The organism is Asticcacaulis sp. AC460, from assembly GCF_000495795.1.
GTDB lineage: Bacteria > Pseudomonadota > Alphaproteobacteria > Caulobacterales > Caulobacteraceae > Asticcacaulis.
Window position 1 is genome coordinate 44918 of sequence record NZ_AWGD01000025.1, and the last position, 24354, is coordinate 69271.

Genomic DNA, 24354 nt, shown 5'->3' on the forward strand with positions numbered 1-24354 from the left:
GAAGAATCGGATCGGCGCTCTGAGTTTTTACTTTTGCGCGCATCTTTATCCGAAAAGTGCGTCACACTTTTCGGGATGCGCTCTATGTTTTGACCCTTTACAGATCGTGACATGAGACCGCCGAAAGCTGCCGCTCCCCAAAAATCCGCCCAAAATTCAGCCGTGGCCGTGCGCCAGCAACTGGAAGCGCGGCTCGCCGCCGGAAACATCGACCCCACCTCGCCGCCGCAGCTGGCCGACCTGGCCCGCCTGTATCGCCTGGCCGGGGATACGCCGCAGGCGCTGGCCCACTACGCCCAGGCCCAGGCCGCCGGCACCCTGCCGCAGCTGGCCGTGGTCGATTACACCATGCTGCTGCTGGACAACGGCAAGATCGACGACGCCTTCGCCCTCGTGACGCCGTACTTGGCCGCCAAGCCGCGCGAATACACGCTCGTCAATCTGATGGGGGTGGTCCATCGCCGCGCCAAGCGCTTCGACGCGGCGCTGGAGCAGTTCCGTCAGGCGCGCAAGCTGGACCCCAAGGCCGTGGCGCCGTGGGTGAACATGGGCAATATCTACGGCGACATCCACGACGGCGCCAATGCCGAGGAGATGTATTTCAAGGCTACACGGATGGAGCCCAAGAATGCCGAGCACGTCCGGCTGCTGGGCCGTTCTCAGCAGATGCAGGGCCAGTACGCCAAGGCCATCGCCACCTTCCGACGCAGCCTTATGATGAACGCGAACCAGCCCAAGGCGATCAAGGACCTGGCCTTTGTTCTGGCCCAAGACGGCCGCCACGCCGAGGCGCTGCACATGATAGAGCAGCGGCTGAAGGCCAATCCGGACGACGCTGGACTTTGGGCAGCCAAGGGCGATACGCTGCGCCGGGCCGGCCGCGGTCCTGAAGCCGCGGAATCCCTGCAACAGTCCCTGCGGATCAATCCGAACGATATCGACGTATGGATCGGCCTGGCGCGGACCCTGGCGCCGGTCGACCGTGAAAAGGCCAATACCTGTTACCGCCGCGCCCTGGAACTAGACCCGCGCTCGCAACGCACGCTGGAAGAGTTCTGCGGCAGCCTGAACCGCAGCAGATACGGCTCCGAGGCCGAGCATATCGCCGAGGCCTACCGGGTGGCCTGCATCCTGGCCGAACAGTATCGCGCCAGCGGATCACCCGTGTCGAGCGACGCCAAGTCCGTGCTGACGCGTTGCCTGGATTTCGACCGCGTCGCCGGGTTGGGCGACAAACGCAACATGTGGAAACACTGGCTGCGCAAGGGGGAGGGGGCGCCCTTCCACCTCGAACTGGCCGGCGTCAAGACCATGGAGGACCGGCTCGACCTGGTAGAATGCCACAGGACCTGGGGCCAACGCGTCGAGTCGACGCGGTCGCCTGCCGCCATCACCCATGCGCCGGCGGTCGGGCGGTCGAAGATTCGTGTCGGCATCTTCTCGAACGACCTGCGCGAACACCCTGTGACCTATTTCGCCCAGCCGCTGCTGGAGCAATACGACCGCAGCCGGTTCGAGGTCTATTGCTATTCCGGTTTCGCCGGCGCGCCCGACCGGGTGCGTCAGCATCTGGAAGGTCAGGTCGATGTCTTCCGTTCGGTGCCCGGCGTGCCGGAGATGAAGCTGGCCCAAACCTTTGCCGACGACCAGCTCGACATCCTCTTCGAACTGGGCGCGACCACCATGGACAAGTTCGAATCCATGGCCTTCCGGCCGGCGCCGGTTTCGGTCAGCTGGCTGGGCTATCCCCATTCCAGCGGGTTGTCGACGATCGACTATGTCCTGGTCGATCCCTACCTGAAGCCCGAAGATCCGCGCCTGCTGATCGAAAAGCCGTTCGAACTGGCCGACACCTGGGTCACACTGGGCAGTATCGGCTTCTTCAATGTGCCGATCCTGGATGAGATTCCGGAAACGCGACGCGGTTTCATTACCTTCGGGACGATGAACAATCCGTACAAATATACGCCGGAAGGGATCGCCACCTGGGCCGCCATCATGAACCGCGTGCCCAATTCGCGCTTCCTGTTCGTGCGTCCCGAAGGTGACGTAGAGGCTTTCCGCGTCAATGCCGAAAAGGCCTTCGGTGCACACGGTATCGCGCCGGACCGCCTGCTGTACACGGCGGTGCGCGGCCGCCACCTGCCGCATTATAACGATATCGACATCGCGCTGGACACCTTCCCGCATGTCGGCGGCACCACCACCTGCGAAACCCTGTGGATGGGCGTGCCGGTGATTACCCTGGTCGGTCCGGCCTTCTTCGAACGCCTCAGCTATTCCAACCTCAGCAATTGTGGCTTGGGCGACCTGTGCGCCTTTTCGCTGGCGGAGTATGTCGACAAGGCAGTCGAACTGGCCGGGGACCGCGCCCGGCGCCAGCATCTGCGCACCAACCTTCGCGCCGATATCGCCAAACATCCGCTGGGGCAGCCCAAGCAGTTTACCGACGCCTTCTACGCCAAGATCAAGGATGTGCTGGGATGAAAGCCATGATCCTGGCGGGCGGCCGCGGCACCCGCATCTCCGAAGAATCCCAGACCCGGCCCAAGCCGATGGTCGAGATCGGCGGCATGCCGATCCTGTGGCACATCATGAAGATCTATGCCGCCCATGGCGTCACCGACTTCGTCATCTGCCTGGGCTACAAGGGCTATTTCATCAAGGACTTCTTCTGCAACTACGCCATGCACCGGGCCGATCTGACGGTCAGCCTTAAGCGCGGCGAGGTTACTATCCATGCCGCCGAGACCGAGGACTGGAACGTCACCCTGGTCGAAACCGGCGAGGACACCCAGACCGGCGGCCGCATCCGCCGTGCCGCGCATTATCTCGGTGATGACGGCGCCTTCTGCCTGACCTATGGCGACGGGGTCAGCGATGTCGATATCGCCGCTTCAATCGCTTTCCATAAGGAGCATGGCCGGCTGGCCACGGTTACCGGCGTCCAGCCACCGGGCCGTTTCGGTGCTTTGGATATCCATGACGGCCAAGTCCGGCGCTTCCTCGAAAAGCCCAAGGGCGACGGCGGCGATATCAATGGCGGCTTCTTCGTGCTGGACCGTCGCGTGATCGACTATATCGAGGGCGACGAGACGGTGTGGGAAAGCGGGCCGCTGGAACGGCTGGCCGGCGAGGGACAGTTGATGGCCTTCCGCCACGATGGTTTCTGGCAGCCCATGGATACCCTGCGCGAAAAGATGCAGCTCGAGCAGATGTGGGACAGCGGCCAGGCGCCGTGGAAAATCTGGTGAGTTCCGTATGGCAAGGCCGCCGCGTCATGGTCACCGGCCATACCGGCTTCAAGGGCGCGTGGCTGTGTGCCGTGCTAGAGAAGCTGGGCGCCGAAGTCACCGGCCTGGCCTTGGCGCCCGAGCCTGGCGACAACCTGTTTGCTATGCTGGACCTGGCCGCGTCCAGCCGGTTGGCCGATATCCGCGATGTCGCGGCCGTCGCGCAAGTGGTGGCCGAGGCGCGGCCGGAGGTGGTTCTGCACTTGGCGGCGCAGTCGCTGGTGCGCAAGTCCTACGACCAGCCGTTCGAGACCTTCGACGTCAATGTCCGCGGCACCCTGACCCTGTTGCAGGCCGTGGTCGATAAGGCACCGGCGGCGCCGGTCCTGGTGATTACCAGCGACAAGGTCTATCGCAACGACAACCAGGGCCGAAGCTTCCTGGAGGGCGACGCTCTGGGCGGCGAAGACCCCTACAGCGCCTCCAAGGCGGCGTGCGAGATCGCCGTGCGCGCTTTTGCCGACGCCAAAAGCCTGACGGTTGCGACGGCGCGGGCTGGCAATGTCGTCGGCGGCGGCGACTTCGCCCAGGACCGGCTGCTGACCGATGCCTGGCGCGCCTATACGACACGCACGCCGCTGACCCTTCGCCATCCCGACGCCACCCGGCCGTGGCAGCACGTGCTGGACGTGGTCTTCGCCTATCTGCGTCACGCCGCGCAACTTCTGACCGATGCCGATGGCGCTCCGGTGGCGGTCAATATCGGCCCCGAGGCCGAGCCCCTGACCGTTAGCGACGCCTTGGCGGCCTTCTATTCCCAACTCGACTGGAGTCCGCCGCGCCAGGTCCAAAGTGACGCCGCGCGGCCGGAAAAGACCCGGCTGGACCTGGACCCCGGCCTGGCCCTGCGTGCGCTCGGCTGGCGCAACCGCCTGTCGCAACCCGAAGCCCTGCATTGGGCGGCGCAATGGTACAGCGCCTGGCATAGCGGCCAGAACCCCGTCGACATCACCTCCGGCCAGATCGAGGCTTATCTCAATGCCCATGGAAGCTAATAACTGCCGGTTTTGCCGCACCCCGCTGAACCGGGTCTTCCTGGATCTGGGGCGCACGCCGCTGGCCAACAGCTATCTGAGCGCAGCGCAGTTGGAGAAGCCGGAGCCGGTTTATCCGTTGAAGGTCCATGTCTGCGAATCCTGCCTGCTGGTCCAGGCCCAACCGGTTGTCCCGGCCGAGGACATCTTCAGCGACTACGCCTATTTCTCGTCGTTTTCCTCGACCTGGCTGGACCATGCGGCGCGTTACTGCGCCGATATGCGCGACCGGCTGGGTTTGACGCCGGACAGTTTCGTCGTCGAAATCGCCAGCAATGACGGCTATCTGCTGAAAAACTTCGTCGCCGCTGGCATTCCCTGCCTGGGGGTCGAGCCCGCCGCCAATGTTGCGGCAGAGGCAGTTCGTCAGGGCGTGCCGACCGAGGTGGCCTTCTTTGGCGCCGAAACCGCGACGCGTTTGGGCGCGAACCGGCTGGCCAATCTGATGGCGGCCAATAACGTCCTGGCGCATGTGCCCGATCTCAACGACTTCGTTGCCGGCTTCAAGATTTCGCTGGCGCCGGGCGGGACGGTGACGGTCGAATTCCCGCATATCCTGGAACTGATCCGAGACGTCCAGTTCGACACCATCTATCACGAGCACTACAGCTACTTCTCGCTGTATACCCTCGAAAAGGTCTTTGCCGCGCATGGCCTGTGCCTGTTCGACGCGCAACGCCTGCCGACCCATGGCGGATCGCTGCGTATCTTCGTCTGCCATGACGATGATGCCCGGGCAGAGGCAGCGAACGCCAACCTGGCCGATCTGCGCGCCGCCGAAAACGCCGCTGGCCTGGATCGGATCGAAGGTTATGACGGCATGACATCCCGGGTCGATGCCGTCGTTTCTGGCCTGAACGCGTTCCTGTCGCAGGCCGCCGCGGACGGTAAGCGTGTCGCCGCCTGGGGCGCCGCCGCCAAGGGCAATACTCTGCTCAATGTTGCCGGCGTCAAGGCCGGTCAGATCGACTTCGTTGTCGACCGCAACCCGGCCAAGCAGGGGCATTACCTGCCCGGCAGCCATATTCCGGTGGTGACGCCTGAGACCCTGTTCGGCGAAAAGCCCGACTATCTGCTGATCCTCCCGTGGAACCTGGCCGGCGAAATCCGTGCCGAGGCCGCCGATATCCGGCAATGGGGCGGCCGCTTCGTTACCGCCATACCCGACTTGAGGATTCGCGATTGATGCGCTTCGAGGCCACGGTCCTTCCCGGTGTGATGGTGGTCGCGCAAACGCCGATCAGCGATGACCGCGGCGCGTTCGCCCGGACCTATTGCCGCGACAGTTTCACCGCCGCCGGGCTGGATTTCGTGCCGCTTCAGGAAAGCCTGTCGAAAAACCATGCCCGCCACACCCTGCGCGGCATGCATCTGCAGTCCGAGCCGCATGCCGAACAGAAGCTGGTTCGCTGTACGCGCGGCTCGGTGTTCGATGTCGCCGTCGACCTGCGTGCGGAAAGTCCCGCGCGCGGCCGCTGGGTGGGGGTCGAGTTATCGGCGGACAATGGCCTGGCGCTGTTCCTGCCGCGCGGCGTGGCGCACGGTTTTCTTACCCTGACCGACGATGCCGAGGTCTTTTACCTGATTGACACGGCCTATGCCGCCGGTTCGGCCACGGGTGTGCGCTGGAACAGCCCGGTCTTTAACATTGCCTGGCCGGCCATCCCCCAGGTGATGTCCGACCGCGATGCCCAATGGCCGGACGATGTCTAGGGTCCTGGTCACCGGTGCGTCCGGCTTTGTCGGGCGCCATGCCCTGGCGCCGCTGGTCGCACACGGTTTCGAGGTTCACGTTATCGCGAGAACGAGGCGAAACGTGCCCGGTGTCATATGGCACAGTCTGGATCTCCTAAGCCAATCCGCCGACCCCTTGCTGGCCGAACTGCGTCCTTCTCATCTGCTGCACAGCGCCTGGATCACCGAGCATGGCCGCTACTGGGGGGCATCGGAAAATGCAGACTGGCTTCGCGCCAGCCAGGACCTGATCGAGGCCTTTGCCCGCCATGGCGGACGGCGCGTCGTCGGCGTCGGCAGTTGCGCCGAATACGACTGGACGCAGGAAGGGGATGTGCCCTGGCCTGAAACCCGATCGTGTGTTCCCGCCACTCTCTACGGCCAGGCCAAGCGCGACCTGGCGGCATGGCTGGACACGGCAGGATTGGACTACGCCTGGGCGCGACTGTTCTTCCTGTTCGGAGAAGGGGAGAGCCCGCAAAGGATCGTGCCCTATCTGCTCCAATGTGCGCTCAACGGCGAAACGGCGCGCTGTACCTCGGGCCTGCAAGTGCGCGACTTTCTCAGCACGCGGCTTTGCGGTGAATATCTGGCGGCAGTGGTCGCGTCGGATCTTACCGGCGCTGTCAATGTGGCCAGCGGGCAGGGGATTACCCTGCGCGACCTCGTGGAGCCGATCGAAGCCGCCACCGGCCGGACCTTGAACGTCGACTTCGGCGCACTTCCCGACCGGCCGGGCGACCCGGTTTCGATTGTCGCAGACGTCACGCGCCTGCGCGAACTCGGCGTCCCGATCCAGGACCTGGTCGCCGAGTTGGTACGGATCGCGGATTAGAGCGCGTTTCGATCCGGTAGAATCGGATCGGCGCTCTAAGTTTTTGTTTTTACGCGCATCTTAATCCAAAAAGTGCGTCACACTTTTTGGGATGCGCTCTAGATCAGGCCAGGGACAGCAGGCGGTCCGAAGCCGCCAGGTTGTTGTCGATCAGGAACTTGGCCAGGTTGTCGGCGCGCATGCGGCGGTTCTCGTCAAAGGCCAGACCTTCGTCATAGCTCCACCTCACCATCTTCAGGGCTTCTTCGACGCCCACGTCCTTGAAGTCGGAAGCGGCGATCGACTTGATGCCGGTGGTGGCCGACAACTCGCGCGTGCGGTTGTCGATATGGACGACCATGCCGGGGCGGCGGGCCTGGACGGCAAAGGCAACGCCGTGATAACGCGGGCCAATGGCGGCATCGTAGTGGCGCAGGAAATCGATCCAGGCAAAGCCATCATAGAAAGCGTAGGCGTGGCGGCCGAACCAGCGGACCATGTCCTCTACCGTTTCGAAGCGTCCACCATAGGCCGCCAGCAGGTTCGGCAGCTTGGCTTCGTCTTCCTCGGTGAACTGCCCGGTAGCCAGCGAGATCATGATGTCCGGGTGCTGGATGACATAGGCGCCATGGGTGGCGGAGACGACATCAATCAGGTTGCCTTCCAGGGCGCGCGTCTGCGGGTGATACGGGTTGCCCGCGGCCACCGCGATCTTGGCGTCTGTGTCGCTGATCTCGGCGGCGGCGATGCTTTCACCCAGCGCCGTGTCCGGCGAAATGAACAGGGACGGACAGCCGGTAACGAACGAGTCGAAACCGATATCGGCCAGGACGCCACGGGTATAGTCGCCACGCACGCCGATATTGGACTCCGCGGACTCGTTCAGCTTGGTGACCACGCGCAGGAAGTGACGGGTGCCTTCCGGAATCTCGATTTCGGTTTCGTAATTGGTGGTCTGGGCGCCGAGGCCGACCAGGGTCACGGGCAGGCCGAAAGCTTCCAGCCGGTCGCCCCATCCCTTCAGGTCGGCATGCTTGCCGATCTGGTTGGCACAGCAGATGACGAGATGATCGAAGTGCTGGCGGATGCGTTCGGGCGTTTCGTGCCAGAAGGTCACGGCATACCGGTTGCCAAGCGACAACTTGGTGCCCATAACAAAGGCCAGGTTTCCGGTATTGCCGCCGACCGCCGCACTGTAGCGCTTGGTCACAGGCTCAAAGGCTTCGAGTTCCTTAAACGTGCGGATATCCGCCAGATTATCGATAACGCCGACCCGCTTCGTCTTGTTCATACGTCTTAATCATCCAACCAGCTTTAGGAACTTTCCTCTAGAGAAATTCCCGCGGCAAGGCAAGTCGCGCGGCCACGGTAAACCCAAGTGACGAATTGGATTCGCCACAATGTTGCCCGCAAAGCTTGACCATAGGTCGGGTTCGTTCTTAATGGTATGATTATCCGCGCGAGGAAAGATGTCCGATACCCTGATCCAGCACCAGCAGAACACGCACACGCAACTGGGCCGCAACGCCGACCTGATGCGCCTGGCCGCGAACCACCTGGGCGCCGATGCACCGATAAAGGCGCTTTCGTTCGGCTGTTCCGACGGTTCGGAGTGCGTTGACTTCTCAAAAGTATTTCCGAATGCCTCGGTCGTCGGCGCCGATGTCGACGCCAAGGCGCTGGCCACCGCGCAGGCCCTGAATCACCCCCGCATCAAGGTCGTGTTCTCGACGAAGAACAATATCGAGCCGTTGGGGCCGTTCGACGTGATTTTCGCGATGAACGTCCTGTGCATCTACCCGCAGACCGACGGACTGCCGGATATCGCGGACGTCTATCCGTTCGCCAAGTTCGATGAAGAGATCCAGCGCCTGGACTCCTACCTGAAGCCGGGCGGTGTCCTGGGACTGTTCAATTGCCAGTACTATTTCGACGACACCAAACCCGCGGCCAACTACAAGCCGCTGGTCACCGGTTCGTACAAGCATGGCGCCTGGATCACGCGTTACCGCCCCGACGGCCGTCCGGCCTCGAACAGCGTCTTCGAAATGTACGGTCAATCTTTCACGCTGCCGCAGTGGCGCGAATTTACCAAGACCCAGCCGGCCGCCTATACCGGCATGCGCCATGAATGGGTCGACCCTGACGCCTATAGCGGCCGTCATACCGATGTGTCCCTGTGGGTAAAGCAGGCCTGACGGCGACGATCGTGCCGAAGGCTTGCCGCTAATCACCAGATTGTGCGGATACAGATTCCTCTGGATTTAGGCCGGGGGCTTTTATATGTTGCCCCGCAACATCTGGGCTGATGGGCTAAGGAGCTGATTTTGAAGAAAAAAATTGCGATCCTGTGGAAAATTCAGGATCCCGGGCTCTATTCCAACCAGTCCTTCGACTTCCTCAACATGGCCATTGGCCACAATAACGGCAACCTGGCCTTTGTTTATGCCATTGCCCGTCAGGTTGACGCCGAGTTCCATTGGGTTTCGTGGGCGACGCGGGCCGATGTGCTGAACCAGTACGATGCCGTCCTCATTCCCTGCGCCAACCAGTTCGGTGCGCATAACGACCTGGGTGGGGCTGCCACCATCATGGAAGCCGTCGACAAGCCGGTCATCGCCATCGGCCTGGGCGCCCAGGCCGACACCATGGAGACCGAGGTCCGCGCGAAGGAAGGCACGGTCAACTGGGTCAAGGCCATCGACGCGCGCCGCTTCGGTTCGACCTCAAACATCTATACCCGTGGTCCCTACACATCGCAGCAGCTGGCGCGGTTCGGCATCGACGACACGATTGTCGGTGGCTGTCCGACCCATTTCATTTCGCACGATGTCCATCTGGGCCGGTCGATCCAGGCCGGCTGGGACGCCACCTCCATACCGCGTTCGCTTTCGGTGTGCGCCGGTCACCAGGGGTGGGGTGAACTGCGGCCGATCGAACAGCAACTGATCGCCCTGATGATGGACCCGACTGCCTTCGGTCAGTATGTCGTCCAGGCGACCGGCGAGATGATCAAGCTGTCGCGCGGCCTGTTCGATGACATCGATCCGAACCAGCTCGAGATCCTCAGGCTGCACACCGTGCCGCACTATACGATGGACGAGTTCAAGTCGTGGTGCCGCACCTATGCCCGGTCCTTCTATGATGTGCCGGCATGGATGGACGCCCTGACCCGCTACGACCTGACCATCGGGCCGCGTTATCACGGTACGCAACTGGCCATCCAGGCCGCCAAGATGGGCTGTGTCGTCGCGTTTGACTCGCGGACCGAGGAAATGTGCCGCCAGACCGGCGTGCCGTTCCTGACCAAGGGGCAACTGGCCGGACAGCACCTGACCCGCGGGAACCTGAAGGCCCTGATCAAGTTCGACGGCGAAGCCTATGATGCCCAGCGCCGCGAACGCGCCCAAAACTATGTCACCTTCCTGCGCGACAACGGGTTGGACCCGCGCGAGCATCTCCTGAAGATTGCCGGCGAGTAAGCAACCGATCGCGCTTGCCGGGTGTCTTCGTCCCCTTGCGAACGTGGCCGGGGGAGCACAGATCTGTGGCGGTAATTCCCTCCGCAGGCGGTTACATGTTGCGATGCAACGTTTTTATTCCTATAAAGTCGAAGGCTTGCCGGGGAACTGACAACTTTGACGTGGAGCAAGGACGATGGCCAAGGCGTACAACAGCAAGAAAAAGGCGGGTAAGTCCCGCGCCAAGGGCGCCAAGACGGTTCGCGCTTCCGCCGCCACACCGGTTCTTGACACCGCTGCCCTGCCGGCAATCGAATGCTGGTTTCAAAGCGAAAAGACCGCCTTTCAACTGGATGACGGCGGCCGCATCACCGCCTGGTACAGCAAGCTGGGACGTGGCGGCAATGCCATCCAGAACGATGTCGCCTTCCGCGCCGCGCCGGGTTCGGACGCAGCCAGTGTGGTCTTCGACAACGCCTATTTCGATCTGCCGCAACTGGACGGGACAGTGTTCGTCAGCAGCAACCAACTGACGGTCGGGATCAATATCCGCTTCATCGCCGACAGCGTCGCCACGCCGCGCGTCATCCTGTCCAAGGGTGATTTCACCTCACGCACCCTCTATGTCGACTTCCTGAACAATACCCTGCGCGTCAAGCTGGGTAATACAGGGCTGAAGACGGCCGATATTTCCCCTTGGTACGGCAAACAGGTGCGCCTGATCCTGGTGGCGGACGGGACCCACTATTCGGTCTACATCGACGACGAGGCAGTGATCAGCAATGTCGCCTATGGCGCCATCGGCAGTGACGACGCACCGTTCCGTCTCGGGGCGCGCGACAAGGGGGACCGCGGCGCCTTTCCCCTGGCCGACGCCGCCATTGCTTCCCTGGTCGTCGGCTCAAGCGCTGCAACCGAAGACCAGCGCCGCGAGCTTGGCCGCTACCTCGCATAAAGCCGTTCTCCCACAGAGGCTTTTCATCCGCCTTGCTTACCCCTAGAAGAGGTAGGGACGAGTCGGCTTTTGCGGTCGACCGCCCGCCCAACTTGGAGAGGTAAATGCCGGAACCGGCGAGTTTGAACGTCGAGTTCATTGCCAATGGCTATGTCGCGCCGCTGACCCAGTTGCAGCTGCACGGAGCCGTGCGCGGTCATTTCGACGGCGGCGCCTACTATGCCGATGGTGAGGTCTGCCAGGCGGGGCTGCACCAGAAGGACGGCTACGACAATACGCCGCTGCCGATCGACCGTTCGGCCGTAGAAGCCAGGCTGGAGGGCAGCCATGTCTTCGGTGGCATGTTGCAGAACAAGCATTTCGGCCATTTCCTGGTCGAGTCCCTAAGCCGCCTTTGGGCCTTTTCCTTTCTCAGCCGCGACTACGCTTCGGTGGTCTATTACAACCGGATCGCCCACATGGACGCTTCGTCGTTCATTCCGGCCGTTCTGGACGTGCTATGCCCTGGCGTCAGATTGATTATGGTCAAACAGCCGACCCTGGTCGAGCACCTGGCCGTGCCAACCACAATCGCGCGGGCCGGCGTCATCCAGGGCCATCCGTCCATGGCCGGACTGCTGGCGCCGGCGCGGGCGCTGCGCGGGGAAGGGCATCGCAAGATCTATGTGTCCCGGTCACGCCTGAACCCGTTTGACGGCATGATCCTGGGCGAAGGATTTATCGAACGCAGCCTGGCGGCGGAAGGGTATCATATCGTCTACCCGGAAACCCTCTCGATCCGGGAACAGTTCGCCCTCTACAACGACGCCGACACGGTCATCTTCGCCGATGGTTCCGCGGCCCATCTTTACGCCCTGGTGGCGCGGGCGGATCAAAAACTTTTTATTATCTGGCGACGCAAACTCAACTATACGTATGTCCGCCAGATTGAAAGCTTCGGAGGCCCGACCGCACAGGGAACATCGACCATCGAAGAATTGTTCGTACCGTCGCACGCCCCCTGGGGTGTGTTTGCCCAGGCCAAGGGGCGGCCGAATTTCGACAATCTCAAGGCCCAGCTGCTGCAAGGCGGCTTTATCACCGGTGACGGATGGCAGGCGCCGACCGAAACCGACATCCAGGATCAGCTTGCCGACGTAGAAAAAATATTGAACGTCAAGCTGGTCAGCACGAATACCTTGCCCGACCTGAAGCTCGTCCGGCCGAAGGCAAGGCAAGAATAAAAGGTTGCGTAGATGAAAGTTCTGGAAGGCAAGGACGGCTTTCTGTTTCTTGACAACGATTCCAACGGTGTGGTCAGCCAGCATACCGGCAAGACCCTCCTGACCGAGCAGAGCAGCGCCCAATGGCGCGAGACCTTCACCCTGCGCGCCGAAAAGCTGGCCGAGGTCGGATTGCGGCTGTATTTCATGGTGCCGCCCGACAATCACGCCATATCGCCGGACAAGCTGCCCGACAGCGTGGTCCCTGCGGCAGTCAGGCCGGTGCACCAGATCAAGGCCATCGCGGACAGCATCGACAATGTCACCTTTGTCTATCCCCTGGCGGAAATTCAGGCGGAGGCGCGCAACCAGCTGATGGTGTGCACCACCGACTCGCACTGGTCGCATGCCGCGGCCTATGTTGCCTACCGTGCGGTCATGGCGGAACTTGCCAAGGTGCGGCCGGATATCCGTGTCCTGGACTGGGTCGACATCACCTTCGACGAGCGTGACTTCCTGGGCGATCTGGGATCGAAGCTGGACCCGCAGGTGACGGGACGCACGGTCTACGGCAAAGTGACCACGCCGCGCGCCAAACAGGTCAGCGACAACAAGGTCGTCAACCGCGGAAATATCGTCGTCTACGAGCAGGCCGACCCCAGCCTGCCGACGGCGGTGATTTTCCGCGACTCGTACGGCCTGTGGCTTTCCCCTTTCTTCGCGCAGTCCTTCCGCCGCCTGGTGGTGGTGGCGTCGCCGGTCTACGAGCATGACTATGTGCTTGAGGAAAAACCGGATTTCGTGCTGATGGAGCTGTCGGAACGGTTCCTGATCCGTCCGCCCAACGACCTGACCGATCCGACCACGCGCGGTCTTATCGCGGCCAAGACGGCGCAAGCAAACAGTTAAGCCAAAGCAGCTTTCAGCACATCGCGCATGGCCTCGAAACTGTGGGCTTGCGCGATGTGTGTGCGGCCCGATTTGGCAACGGTCGTCCAGCGTTGCGCCGACATGGTGTAAAGGCGCCGGGTTTCGGCCGTCAGGGCCTCTGCCGTGTCGGCCAGGAAGACGGTTTTGCCGCCGGTCAGGCCCATCCCTTCGGCGGCGATAGACGTCGCCACGACCGGCACGCCGTGCGCCAAGGCCGCCAGGACCTTGCCCTTGGCGCCGGCGCCGTAGCGCAGGGGGGCAATGAAGACCCGGGCCTGATCGAACCAGGGCGCGAGATCGGGTACAGTCCCGCTGACCATGACGCGGCCGCCGGCGCGGGACGTCAGGCTTTCGGGCGGATTGGAACCGACCAGCAGCAGGCGGGCCTCGGGCAGTTGCTCAGACAGTTTCGGCCACAGTTCGTCCAGCAGCCACAGGGCGGCGTCGACATTGGGCGGATGGTTATAGCCCCCCAGGAACATGATGTCCTTGCGTCGGGCATGGGACGACGGGCCGGGGGCGGGCAGGGTCTCGATCAGCGGCAGGATCAGGACACGGGCGCCGGGCACCTGGTCGCGCAGGATATCGGCCTCGACCGTGGAATGGACCAGGACGGCATCGCAGGCGCCGGCCAGGTGCATTTCCTTCCCGCGATAATCGGCGGCCGTCTCCAGCAGGGCCGGGTTGTTTTCGACCGCCGCCTGGCGCTCCAGCCGCAGATAGTGCAGGTCGGCATTGAGGAACAGGATACGCGCACGCGGCGCCATGCGCTGGATCAGGTTCAGATTCTTGGCGGCGACGTCGGCCCGGATCAACTGGACCACGTCGTACATCATGCCCGTACGCCCCAGCAGGGCGCCCAGCGAGGTGTCGTAGGGCGCGTAGTGGCATTCGACACCCATGGCCTGCAGGTGCTCGACCTTGGCGCGCTCGAACAGGAAGTTGTCCTCCGGCACGAAGCTGACCTTGTAGCCGAGGTCCTGATAAGCGCGGATCAGATTGATGGTGGCCTGTGAGCCGGCGTCCTGTCCCGGCGTCGGGTTTGTCATGTCGATGACCAGAACGCGTTTCTGTACCGTGCGTTCGCGTTCCGCCCAGGCCTGGGTGCCGTTGGCGCGATGGTGTTGCAGGGTGTCGCGCCAGCGTTCGAAGAAGGTGTGGCCGTTCTTCACCTGATAGGCCTTGGCGCCCTTGGCCGTGTCGGTGCCCGAGGTCTTGCCTTCGTAGTGGATGGCCCGCGACAGCGGCTGGAAGATCGTCCGATATCCTTTGGCGCGCAGGCGGAAGGCCAGGTCGGTATCTTCGTAATAGGCCGGACGGTAGATATCGTCGAAGCCGCCCATCTCCCGCCAGACCGCGGCGGGGAGGGCGATTGCGGCGCCGGACATGTAGTCGGCGTCGCGGGCGTGGCAGTAGCGCGGCCGATTGGGATCGTCGTCACGGCCATAGTTCCACGCCGAGCCGTCGCGCCAGACGATGCCGCCGGCCTCCTGCAGGCTGCCGTCGGGATAGAAGAATTTAGAACCGGCAAGGCCCGCCGTCGGGAAATCGTCAAAGGTCGCGATCAGGCGGTCCAGCCAGCCATCGCAGACCCGGGTGTCGTTGTTGAGCAGGACCAGGTATCGGCCATTGGCCAGGGCGGCGGCCTTGTTGCAGGTCGCGACAAACCCCTCGTTTTTGTCGTAGGTGACGGCGTGGATAGCGGATATCTTCGGCAGCCATTGGGCCGTGTCGTCGGGGGAGGCGTCGTCGGCAACAATGATCTCGAAACTGTGGCGGCTGTCATGCGTCAGCAGCGAGTCGAGGCAGTTCAGGGTGTAGGCCAACTGGCCGTAAACCGGAATGACGATGGAAACGTCGGGCGGGCTATCGGGCCGTGCGAGATGGGCATTCAGCGCGGCCACGGCGCCGGCCACCTCCGGTGTCTCCCCCGTCAGGTCGAAACGCCGGAGAAAATCGCTTCCGCGCCGTGCTTCGAACATGACGGGGTCGTCAGGCCGTTCGTCGTAGAGTACGGCGCTTTCGCGCGCCTTCGCCGGCTTGCCGGCCGCGGTGTCCCGCAGGGGCCAGCGGTGCTTGTGCGCCTCTTCCGGCGCGAAGCCCGGCCGGCCCGGACCGGTTTTGTCCGTACCGCCGTCCAGCCGCCTCAGGACGTCGCCCAGCCGTGTCGAGGGTTCGATGCGCCGGCATTCGCCTTCGCCGGCGCGGAGATAGTGAACAAAGGGGTTGATGCCCAGTTTGGCGACATCGCGGTGGGCGCTCAGGTAGTAGTCGGTGCTGAAGTCGGCCGTCGGATCGAACCCGTCGTGAACACCGAAAATGACGTAGTGCGTGACCGGGTCGAGGCGGGCATGCGGTGTGCCTGACAGTTGCATCTGATAGAAATTATGGTCGATCTGCGCGCTGCCGCGCAGATGTCGCAGGTCACGAAACGTCGCGGCGGCGGCTGCCAAACCCTTGCGGCGGGCTTTTCGCAGCGCCCAAAAAACATCCGACAGAAGATAACCGTGACCGAGGTGAAGCATGAAGACCCGAATTTCGGAGCGAATGTGCCGCCCGGTGCATTGATGCGGTTGTATTGCGGCCGCGTCAAGGCGTCGCTTATACGATAAGGCCTTGAAAACTCAAGCGCGGCGAGGCATGAACGGTAGGGTAATCGTTTATGGGGAAACCGTCCTTGGGGCGGTCAGGATGAGACAATGGCGTTAAACGGGGCGGCGACGGGACTCGGAAAGGTCAAGAGTTGGGCATTGCTGCATGTGCGAAAGGCCGTCAGGTCCCTCAGGCCTGCACCGCCGGTTCCCGGCCTGGCCCTGGCTGATCGGCTTGCCGTCGACATCGCTGAACAAGCCGCCGTTCCGGCCACCCCGGCACAACTTGGGCCGCTGGCCAACAGCCTGGCGGACCTGCTGGAACTGCAACCAGCGCAGGACGTTTTAGCCCGCTTCGTGCTGCCTGAACCGGAAGTTTCAACCGACGGAGTACGACAAGAGCCTTTGCGGCAACTGGTTGAGGCGGTGCTGGCGGAGTCCCTTGACCGCGATCACATGCAGGCGCTGGTCGATATGGCGGCCCAGGCCAAGGACGCCGGCGCCGCCCATGCCGAAATCGGTTTTCATCGTGTCCTGGCGCTTCGCCAGCCTGACTTCTATTGGCCGCACTACCGCCTCGCGGTCCATGAGCTGGAAGGCGGCGAGGCCGAGAAGGCCTTGGTGCGCCTGACAAGGGTCACCGAGACCGAACCCACCTTTGCCTGGGGCTGGTACCACCGTGCCCTGGCCGAAGAAGCGGTGCTGGGCGCCAGCGCCAGCGCGACCTCCATACTCCAAGCCGTGGCCCTGGACACGGATGACCAACTGAGTTTCCTGGTGCAGGGGTTCTGCGTACTGACGCATGAAACCTGGTCCGAGGACGCAGCCGATCTGCTGAACAGCATCCTGCAGCATCGCGCCTTTTCCGATTTTGATCTGCATCGTGTAATCGCCGCTCTTGGGCGCGTCATGACGGCGGACGCGATCGTGATCGACCCGGGGCTCATGAAGTCGGCGCTGGACAAGGACCTGGCTGAAGCCCAGTGGCAAGGCGGAGTGACCGCCAACTGGTGGCCGGTGCATGTGGCGCTTAGCCTGTGCGCGATGGCCGCGCGGTCTGCGACGGCGCTGGACCTGTTCCGCCGTGGCATTATGGCGGTTCGTGTGTCCATCTCGCGCGGACAGGCCTTCCAGATTTTCGCCGAGCACCTGCGTGCGCCGGCAACCGCCATTCTTGAGGATCTGGCTGCAACGGAAAATCTGGGTGACGTCACCGATCTTCTCGACCTCGCGGAAGCGTTTCTCACCGACTTTTATGAAGGCCCGCTGGCCGAAGCCGCACTGGCGATCGTCGCCGCCCAGACGCTCGATGCGGCACAGGCGCGACGTTCCCGGCACCTTCGCATCCGCGCGCTGAGCCAGCGTGGCGCCACGACCGAACTGGTCGATACACTCTCCGAACTGAAGGCGAGCGAACTGGAAGGCGATACGGCCTTCCTGTTTGCGGACATTCGCGGCCGGCTGGCGCTGGCCGCCGATTCGGGAGCGCAGACGCTCAAGGTCATCGAGGCGACCATGAAGCGTGTTGCGGCTTCAAAGCGTTTGTCGGACCAGGACCGTCTCAAGATCGGGCGGATGCTGGACGAAGCCGCCGAGCGTGCCTTTACGCTGGTCTATGACGACTTCAAGGCGATCGCCCAGGACGGTAACGAGCAGGCGCAGGCGCGCGCCTGGCAAAAGGGGCTTCAGCGTATTGTCTCCGCCATCGCGCGGATCGAGGACCTCAAACACCGGTCGTCGTCCTTGCCGCGGCCGGGCCTGTTGCGGCGCAAGGTCGTCATCCTGACCAGTCCTTATCTGCAGCAGGTTCGTCACTACCGCGCCGAGCAGATGTCCGACCTCCTGGACGAGATGGGCATCTATCATGAGATGCACGACCTGAATGAGCTGTCGCCCGACCAGGCCCGGCATATCTGCGCCGATGCCTCGGTTGTGCTGTTCCAGCGTCAGCCGGCAACGCCTTTCGTGTTGCGCCTGATGTTCGCCATGCGCAGCCTGGGGACGAAAGTCCTGTATGACATTGACGACCTGATTTTCGACCAGAAGCACTTTCCGCCGCCGCTTTCGGACTACGAGGGCAATATCGATCGCGGCACCTATGTCCACCTGACATTTGACTGCGCCATGTTCCTTGAGGCTCTGAATGCGGCCGACGAGATCGTGGTGTCGACCGAGCCGCTGCGCCGGCAGGTTCAGTCTGTTCTGCGGACTGACAAGCCCATCCACCTGCGCAGGAACTTCGCCGGCTATGTCGTCGAACAGGCGGGTATCCGCAGCCTGGCCCGGGAGACAGCCAAGGCGGCCGAAGCGGCGGACGACACCGTGCGTATCTTCTATGGCAGCGGCACCAAGGCGCACAAAACCTACTTCGTTGAAACCGTCATTCCGGCCCTGGTATCGGTACTGAAAACCCACCCCAAGGCCCGCCTCGTCCTGGTTGGGAATTTTCCCGAACTGCCCCTGTTCGAGGAGGTCCGCGATCGTCTCGACCTGCTCGAACCCAATCTGGCCTTCGGTGATTTCCTGGACCTGATGTCGCAGTTCGATATCAGCATCGCGCCGCTGAACCTGTCAGAAGCTACCGACGCCAAGAGCGAGCTGAAATGGTTCGAAGCGGCGGCGGTCGGCCTGGCCTCGGTCGTGTCGCCGACCCAGAACTACCGCGACGTCCTCAAGGATGGGCGCCATGCTCTGTTCGCGCTGACGACGCAAGAGTGGGAGACCGCCCTGGGGCGGCTGATCCAGGATGCCGGTCTGCGTGCGAAGCTGGTGGCGGCCTCGCGCAAGCTGATTGAGACGCGTTACACGACCGCCTATTGGGCCGGGCAGGTCCGCAAGAGCGGCATGCTGGACGTGGCTGCGGCGCACTATCTGCCGGCGGCGGCGCAAAAGAAGCGCCTGCTGGTGGTAAATACCTTCTTCTGGCCGCAGTCGATCGGCGGGGCGACCCGTATTGCCGAGTCCTATGTCGATGATCTCAGCGCCCGCTACGGCAGTGAGTATGACATATTCGTACTGTGCGCCAATGCCGATCCGGATCATAACTCCGCCTTCCAATGCGACTATCTGTGGTATGGCAATGTCCTGGTGACCCAGGTCAATGTTCCCGGCCGCGACTGGGGTGACTCCTATGATGATCGCGTTGAACGCCTGATGACCCGCCTGATCCGGCGCTGGAAGATTGATGTCGCGCACCTGCACAGTATCCAGATCCTGACGGCGTCCGTTGCCCAGGGGCTGCAGGACGCCCGGGTGCCTGTTCTGCTGACCCTGCACGATGCCTGGTGGCTGTCCGAGCATCAGTTCCTGGTGGACGATACGGGACAACCCTTTATTCCGACGGCCACCGGAACGGAAATCGAGAAATCGGTCACCTGGCGCATGTCGCCGGCCATGCGTCGGCGCCGGCGTCGGGAACTGGGACAGACCCTGAGGGGCTGTCAAAAGGTGGTCGCAGTGTCCGAGTCGTTCGCCCAGGTCTATCACCGCGCCGGCCACGCCGAGGTTGGGGTTCACGAAAACGGCGTGGTTCCGTTGAAGGTGCGCGCCCAACGCAAGAGACCTGCCGGCAAGGTCCGGCTGGGCTTTATCGGTGGACGGTCCGACCACAAGGGCTTTGGTCTTCTCCATCGCGCCCTGTTAAAGGGAGGCCTGCCCAATATCGAACTGGTCGTCGTCGATCATGCCCAACCCTATGGCTATGAGCGCGAGGAGCGCCTGGGGGACAGTCAGGTCGTCACCCTTGGGAAATTTCCGCAGGACCGGGTCGGAGAACTCTATTCCCGTTTCGACGTCCTGGCCGCGCCGTCGATCTGGCCCGAAAGCTATGGCCTGGTAACACGCGAAGCGCGTTTTGCCGGTCTTCCCGTCCTGGTCAGCGATTGCGGCGACATCGCCCGTGGCGTTGAAGACGGCGTCGATGGCTGGGTCGTTCCGGCCAATGATGAGGCCGCGTTGTTGTCGCTTCTGAAGCGGCTGAACGCCGATCCGGGCCTGGCCGACCTGAAGCCGAAGCGGCCTCAGGTCGTCAGTGTTGCGACAGCTGTGGATGAATTGGTTGCGAACTTGCAATATTTTGGCCGATAAACCGAATTCCGACACATTCCTTGGTTGTCTTTACGGTGTTAACTTGCTAGCAGGCGGATTCTTTTTTCCGATGGTTTTTGAGTACCAGTGAGCACCAGCGTACCCGGGGGACGACGAGTCAGTAAGATGCAGACAATGATCAAGTGCGATGTGAAATGGGGGGAGGACGCGGTCAAGTCGGGGGATCCGCAGATCGTGCTGCTGCACGACGCTGTCTTTATGCCCAATGGTGAGCGTTTTGGAATCTTCGACTCCGAGGGGCGGATTGTCCCTGCGGCCATCGACTTTCGCACGCCGCAATTGCTGTCGAAACAATCCCTGGCCGCCCGCATAGAGCTGTCTGAAGTCACCCAGACCGCGCCCGACGTGCTGTACATCTACTGCGGATATATGAATCCGCATTTCGGCCATTTTCTGATCAACACCCTGTCGCGGTTCTGGGACGTTGCCTATCTGCGTGGAATGCGGGCCAAGTTCGTGTATCACGGGGTCGATATCGCCGCGATGTACAGCCTGCCGTTTGTGCGGGCCATCTTCGAAGCCATGGGACTGATACGCGAGGATTTCGTCACTTTCGATACGCCGACGCGCCTGAGCAACCTGATCGTCCCCGACACCAGCTTCCAGGAACAGCGTGCCGGGTTTACGCGCTTTCGCGACCTGTGCCTCGACCTTGGCCGCAAGCTGAGCCCGAAATCTGATGCCGAGCCCAACGAGCGCCCGATCTACTATTCGAAAAGCCGGCTGCAGTCGGGGGTCGGCGGGTTCGACAACGAGGCTGAATTCGAAACCGTCATGGCGGGGCTGGGTGTGGACATAGTCTACCCTGAAACCCTGTCCCTGGCGGAGCAGATACGGCTCCTGAACAGCCGCAGCCTGGTATTCGGGACGGCAGGATCCTTCCTGCACAATACGATCTTCTGTGAAAGCGATGCCCGCTTCGTGATCCTGAATCCGTCGTTGCAGATCAACACCAACTTCACGATCATCGACAAGCTGACCGGAAGTGATGTGACCTACTACTATCCTGAGGACATGCAGGTTTTACCGTCCGAAGATCGCAAGGGGTTTTTGACCTTGCGCAGCATTCCCAATGCGCGGGCGCGGGCGGAGGAACTGTTCTCACTGGCCGGTGCCGGAACGGACTCGGTTCCCAGCAAAGCTCGCTTGCACGGATAAATGACCCCTTAAAAACATGCCCCCGTCAGCTGCCGGTCAGCCGACGGAGACCTTGTCTTCCTTGCGCACCCTTGCCGTCTTTGCGATGGCGAGCGTCGGCGGCGGCGCACCGAAATAGGCATCCAGGCCGGCATAGGGGGTGGTGTCCCTGGGCCGCACGGGCTGCTGCCACAGGTGGGCCAGGTCGACCGTCATCAATTCGGTTGCGAGCTGATGGATGTCATTACGCATGGCGAAGTCAAGGGTGATGCCGCGCGAATAGGTCTTGAGGCGATCCCCCTGGGCGCCGATATCCAGGGCGATCACCGGCAGGCCCAACGCGATCGGAACGGACAGGGCGTAGCAGTAGGTTTCCGGCCAGATGGACAGGCTGAGGGCGGCGTGCGGCTTGATCCGGTGGATCATGGCAATGGCTTCGGCATTGTCCTTGTAGGCGCCGTGCACGAAAATCTTGCGGTTGTCGGCCAGGTCCTGAAGATCACAATAACCGACCAGGTGGATTTCCATCGGCACGTCGTGCTGGTTCATATACACCTTGAGGGCGCGAAGAATACGCGAACCCTTGTGCGGTCCGATGGCCCCCAGAACCACGAACACCAGCTTGTCGCGATTGCCGGGAAACTTGCTGGTCAGCGGTTTGAGGCCATTCAGATCGGGCTCCCAGTGAGGGCGTATCAGGATGGGGGGCTCGGGCTGCTGCCAAAGATATTGCGGCGCGCTGTCCGACGGCGAAATGACGCACGCCGCCGCATTCAGAAGAGTCTGGTGATCGGCGCGCCATTGCGGGACGTCGAGGTCCGGCGTTGTCGGGAAGGTGCGCACGCACGACTGGCACTTCTCTACCGGCTGAACGCCATCACAATAGGTCTGGGTGACATGGGTGAAGTTGGCGCGCGGGCAGTTGGCGGCGTAGTCGTGCAGAACATAGGCCAATTTCCTGCGATGCTGCGTCAGAAGCCGGGTGATGGTCTGGCGCAGACGCGTGCCCGCTCCGATCATCGAGTTGAACAGAATCCACCGGCAATCCGGCGCCAGGCGCTCCATCAGCGCCGTGAAGGTTTCCAGCGGCACCGATCCGAGATTGTCGAAGGCCAGTTTCACATCCGGGAACCGGGCGCGTATGGAGACTTCTGCGCCTTTTAGCGCGATATCGATAAGGCCTGTCCCCGAAATTTCGGCCATGTCGGACATGCTGTCGATATAGGAGCGGATACCTCCGCTCAGGGCGTGGGAGATCGAGATGATGTAGGGATGGCTGTCGCACAACCGCGCCAGACGCTCGATATCATAGGCCTGGCGTACTGGTAGTAACGGATCGCCATGAATGAAGTCGAAGACCGACATCTCATAGCCGGGATAGCGGTTACCCAGGATTTCCTGACCCTGGGCATTGGCCTTCTTCTGCATGTCGAGGAAGGAAACGCTGCCGAAGTGGGTGACGAAAACATCCGGTGCGGCGATGTTGCGCATGCCCTCCAGGGCGGCGCGCTGACAAAAGTCGACCTCTTCGCCGTAGCCCTTGCCGAAGGCAACGTCCAGCCGGCCTACGCGGTCGAGGGCGGTGCGGGAGATGAACATGGCGAAACCCACCCCGGTGACGACATCAACCGGCGCCAGTCGTACCTTCTGCGCCATCTCCGCCAACTCGGCGTGGGAAACTTCGATATTGAACCGGTTATCGCCCAAGGTGCGCGGATAGCTCATGATCGTCGCGTTGTTCGACATCGGCGTAATGGTCGCGATCGCCGGGTCGGTATCCAGGTGCGCGCGAATCCGGTCGATCCAGCCATCGTGAACCACGGTATCCGCGTTGAGCAGCATGACATGGGCGCCGGTCGCTTCGGTCCGGACCAGGCCGCTGTTGATATTGCCAACAAACCCGAGATTGGTTTCGTGATGAACGTGTCCGGCGCCGATGCGTTCGCAGATCGCGGCCATGTCCGCCGTCAGACGGGCGTCCGGCGACTGATCGTTGAGCACCAGGACCTTGAACGGGGTAAGGCTGTGCGCCGTCACGGCGGCTTTCAAAGTCCCGAGGGTTTCGTCATAGCCACGATAGATCGGCAACAGAACGTAGACAAAGGGGACAACCGGATCGTCATAGGAGAGATAGCCTGGCGACAGGGCCAGGTCGTCAAAATCCTCCGGCGTTATTCTGGCAGCCCGCAGGGCGGAATACCAGGTCGGCGTCGCTTGCCGCCCTTCGCGGATGCCGTAGGTCAGGTAGTGGTAATAGGCGTTGACCCCGGCGTCGCGGACATCGGAATAGAGCTGGCGGTAGTGCTGGGAACAAAAATCGACGCTGGGATCATAACCCGCCCGCTCACCATAGAACAGGTAGTGCGCCGCCGGGTCGGCATCGGTCTCCTTCAGCCAGGGAAGCCGTGCCTGATAGTACTCGGCGTCCATGTGCTGGCGAATGAGCGCGGCCATTTCCGCATCGGCCGGGGGCAGCGGAAACAGGGCAGGTCCCCCGCCGGAACGGCGCATTTCACGCCAGCCGAACCGTGTATAGTGCACCAGAGGATCCTGGCAACTGCGTGCGACGTCCGGGTTGTGATCCAGATAGAACTGATTGTCGAACCGAGGTGTAAGCCGAAGGCTGCCACTATAGCCATACGCAAAATAATGCATCACCGGGTCGACGCCGCAATTCACCGGGTGGCCTGATTGGCCGAAATAATAGCCGCGGTCAGCATGGGGTTGCAGCTTGTTATAGACCGCCAGACCTTCGGGGGAGAGGGCTTCGGTCGGGGCGGTCGTCGGCAGGCGGCGGCGGCCCTCGAACTGGCCATGCTTGAGATAATGCCGCAACGGGCTGCCGACGGCATGAATATCGGGGTTGGACTTCAGGTAGAACTTTGTGTCGAACAGGGCCGATGGATTAAGACCCTGGCGCCAGCCTTCCATATTATAATGGTTGAGGGCTTCGTCGGGCGTCGCGAACGGGGGCGTACGGAAATACTTCCGGTAGGCATCAACGTCGAAAAGATCGGACACGGTAAAAGTGGTACCGTACAGCTCTATCAACATGGTGGCGCCCTGTAATATATTCTGGACCGGTAAAATCAAACC

At 62.3% G+C, this 24354-nt stretch carries 16 protein-coding genes; 13 read left to right on the forward strand and 3 right to left on the reverse strand.

Annotated features, from left to right (window positions below):
* Nucleotides 1–111: 111 nt before the first annotated feature.
* The 6 genes from ABAC460_RS38685 to ABAC460_RS0124745 are packed head-to-tail and all read left to right on the forward strand — an operon-like array spanning nt 112 to nt 6896.
* The gene (locus ABAC460_RS38685) at nt 112–2487 is read left to right on the forward strand and encodes a tetratricopeptide repeat protein (RefSeq protein WP_081716578.1); all 2376 of its coding nucleotides are present in this window, start codon (nt 112–114) and stop codon (nt 2485–2487) included.
* Nucleotides 2484–3254, forward strand: coding sequence for a glucose-1-phosphate cytidylyltransferase (gene rfbF / locus ABAC460_RS38690; protein ID WP_023454107.1), 771 nt, complete (start codon nt 2484–2486; stop codon nt 3252–3254). Before ABAC460_RS38685 ends, rfbF begins: the two co-directional genes overlap by 4 nt.
* Nucleotides 3251–4288 (forward strand): CDP-glucose 4,6-dehydratase, encoded by a 1038-nt coding sequence (rfbG, locus tag ABAC460_RS38695; RefSeq protein ID WP_200863683.1) that lies wholly within the window; start codon nt 3251–3253, stop codon nt 4286–4288. The genes rfbF and rfbG overlap by 4 nt, the downstream gene beginning before the upstream one ends.
* On the forward strand, nt 4272–5513 hold the full coding sequence (locus tag ABAC460_RS38700; protein ID WP_023454109.1) for a class I SAM-dependent methyltransferase: 1242 nt from the start codon (nt 4272–4274) through the stop codon (nt 5511–5513). Before rfbG ends, ABAC460_RS38700 begins: the two co-directional genes overlap by 17 nt.
* Complete coding sequence (gene rfbC / locus ABAC460_RS38705) at nt 5513–6040, forward strand: dTDP-4-dehydrorhamnose 3,5-epimerase (protein ID WP_023454110.1); 528 nt, start codon at nt 5513–5515, stop codon at nt 6038–6040. The genes ABAC460_RS38700 and rfbC overlap by 1 nt, the downstream gene beginning before the upstream one ends.
* Nucleotides 6033–6896 carry an NAD-dependent epimerase/dehydratase family protein gene (locus ABAC460_RS0124745; protein WP_035426261.1) on the forward strand — a complete coding sequence of 288 codons (864 nt, stop codon included), beginning with the start codon at nt 6033–6035 and terminating at the stop codon, nt 6894–6896. Before rfbC ends, ABAC460_RS0124745 begins: the two co-directional genes overlap by 8 nt.
* Before the next feature lie 103 nt (nt 6897–6999).
* Here the strand turns inward: ABAC460_RS0124745 and ABAC460_RS38710 are convergent, their stop codons facing one another.
* Nucleotides 7000–8166, reverse strand: coding sequence for a polysaccharide pyruvyl transferase family protein (locus tag ABAC460_RS38710; protein ID WP_023454112.1), 1167 nt, complete (start codon nt 8164–8166; stop codon nt 7000–7002).
* 178 nt (nt 8167–8344) lie between these two features.
* Between ABAC460_RS38710 and ABAC460_RS38715 the strand changes: the two genes are divergently transcribed.
* The 5 genes from ABAC460_RS38715 (at nt 8345) to ABAC460_RS38730 (ending at nt 13402) form a co-directional block, all read left to right on the forward strand.
* Nucleotides 8345–9073 carry a class I SAM-dependent methyltransferase gene (locus ABAC460_RS38715; protein WP_023454113.1) on the forward strand — a complete coding sequence of 243 codons (729 nt, stop codon included), beginning with the start codon at nt 8345–8347 and terminating at the stop codon, nt 9071–9073.
* A 129-nt stretch (nt 9074–9202) separates the two neighbouring features.
* On the forward strand, nt 9203–10357 hold the full coding sequence (locus ABAC460_RS38720; protein WP_023454114.1) for a polysaccharide pyruvyl transferase family protein: 1155 nt from the start codon (nt 9203–9205) through the stop codon (nt 10355–10357).
* 175 nt (nt 10358–10532) lie between these two features.
* Entirely contained in the window at nt 10533–11291 is a 759-nt protein-coding gene (locus ABAC460_RS38725) for a hypothetical protein (RefSeq protein ID WP_023454115.1), read from the forward strand.
* Between the two features lie 104 nt (nt 11292–11395).
* Nucleotides 11396–12514, forward strand: a complete 1119-nt coding sequence (locus ABAC460_RS48385) for a glycosyltransferase 61 family protein (RefSeq protein ID WP_081716579.1) — start codon at nt 11396–11398, stop codon at nt 12512–12514.
* 12 nt (nt 12515–12526) lie between these two features.
* Nucleotides 12527–13402, forward strand: a complete 876-nt coding sequence (locus tag ABAC460_RS38730) for an alginate O-acetyltransferase AlgX-related protein (protein ID WP_023454117.1) — start codon at nt 12527–12529, stop codon at nt 13400–13402.
* On the opposite strand, the gene ABAC460_RS0124755 is transcribed toward ABAC460_RS38730, so the two are convergent.
* On the reverse strand, nt 13399–15948 hold the full coding sequence (locus tag ABAC460_RS0124755) for a glycosyltransferase (RefSeq protein ID WP_023454118.1): 2550 nt from the start codon (nt 15946–15948) through the stop codon (nt 13399–13401). The genes ABAC460_RS38730 and ABAC460_RS0124755 overlap by 4 nt on opposite strands.
* Before the next feature lie 174 nt (nt 15949–16122).
* Between ABAC460_RS0124755 and ABAC460_RS38735 the strand changes: the two genes are divergently transcribed.
* Together ABAC460_RS38735 and ABAC460_RS38740 are read left to right on the forward strand one after the other, a co-directional pair.
* Nucleotides 16123–20100: a glycosyltransferase gene (locus ABAC460_RS38735; protein WP_081716580.1), complete on the forward strand. Its 3978-nt coding sequence runs from the start codon at nt 16123–16125 to the stop codon at nt 20098–20100.
* Nucleotides 20101–20235: 135 nt separating this feature from the next.
* On the forward strand, nt 20236–21279 hold the full coding sequence (locus ABAC460_RS38740) for a glycosyltransferase family 61 protein (RefSeq protein ID WP_023454120.1): 1044 nt from the start codon (nt 20236–20238) through the stop codon (nt 21277–21279).
* A gap of 36 nt (nt 21280–21315) precedes the next feature.
* On the opposite strand, the gene ABAC460_RS38745 is transcribed toward ABAC460_RS38740, so the two are convergent.
* On the reverse strand, nt 21316–24312 hold the full coding sequence (locus ABAC460_RS38745; protein WP_023454121.1) for a glycosyltransferase: 2997 nt from the start codon (nt 24310–24312) through the stop codon (nt 21316–21318).
* Nucleotides 24313–24354: the final 42 nt, after the last annotated feature.

Bases quoted from the DNA above. Each gene is read 5' to 3' on its own strand.
- ABAC460_RS38685 (WP_081716578.1), top strand. From the start codon at position 112: ATGAGACCGCCGAAAGCTGCCGCTCCCCAAAAATCCGCCCAAAATTCA.
- rfbF (WP_023454107.1), top strand. From the start codon at position 2,484: ATGAAAGCCATGATCCTGGCGGGCGGCCGCGGCACCCGCATCTCCGAA.
- ABAC460_RS38700 (WP_023454109.1), top strand. From the start codon at position 4,272: ATGCCCATGGAAGCTAATAACTGCCGGTTTTGCCGCACCCCGCTGAAC.
- rfbC (WP_023454110.1), top strand. From the start codon at position 5,513: ATGCGCTTCGAGGCCACGGTCCTTCCCGGTGTGATGGTGGTCGCGCAA.
- ABAC460_RS0124745 (WP_035426261.1), top strand. From the start codon at position 6,033: ATGTCTAGGGTCCTGGTCACCGGTGCGTCCGGCTTTGTCGGGCGCCAT.
- ABAC460_RS38710 (WP_023454112.1), bottom strand. From the start codon at position 8,166: ATGAACAAGACGAAGCGGGTCGGCGTTATCGATAATCTGGCGGATATC.
- ABAC460_RS38715 (WP_023454113.1), top strand. From the start codon at position 8,345: ATGTCCGATACCCTGATCCAGCACCAGCAGAACACGCACACGCAACTG.
- ABAC460_RS38725 (WP_023454115.1), top strand. From the start codon at position 10,533: ATGGCCAAGGCGTACAACAGCAAGAAAAAGGCGGGTAAGTCCCGCGCC.
- ABAC460_RS48385 (WP_081716579.1), top strand. From the start codon at position 11,396: ATGCCGGAACCGGCGAGTTTGAACGTCGAGTTCATTGCCAATGGCTAT.
- ABAC460_RS38730 (WP_023454117.1), top strand. From the start codon at position 12,527: ATGAAAGTTCTGGAAGGCAAGGACGGCTTTCTGTTTCTTGACAACGAT.
- ABAC460_RS0124755 (WP_023454118.1), bottom strand. From the start codon at position 15,948: ATGCTTCACCTCGGTCACGGTTATCTTCTGTCGGATGTTTTTTGGGCG.
- ABAC460_RS38735 (WP_081716580.1), top strand. From the start codon at position 16,123: ATGGCGTTAAACGGGGCGGCGACGGGACTCGGAAAGGTCAAGAGTTGG.
- ABAC460_RS38740 (WP_023454120.1), top strand. From the start codon at position 20,236: ATGATCAAGTGCGATGTGAAATGGGGGGAGGACGCGGTCAAGTCGGGG.
- ABAC460_RS38745 (WP_023454121.1), bottom strand. From the start codon at position 24,312: ATGTTGATAGAGCTGTACGGTACCACTTTTACCGTGTCCGATCTTTTC.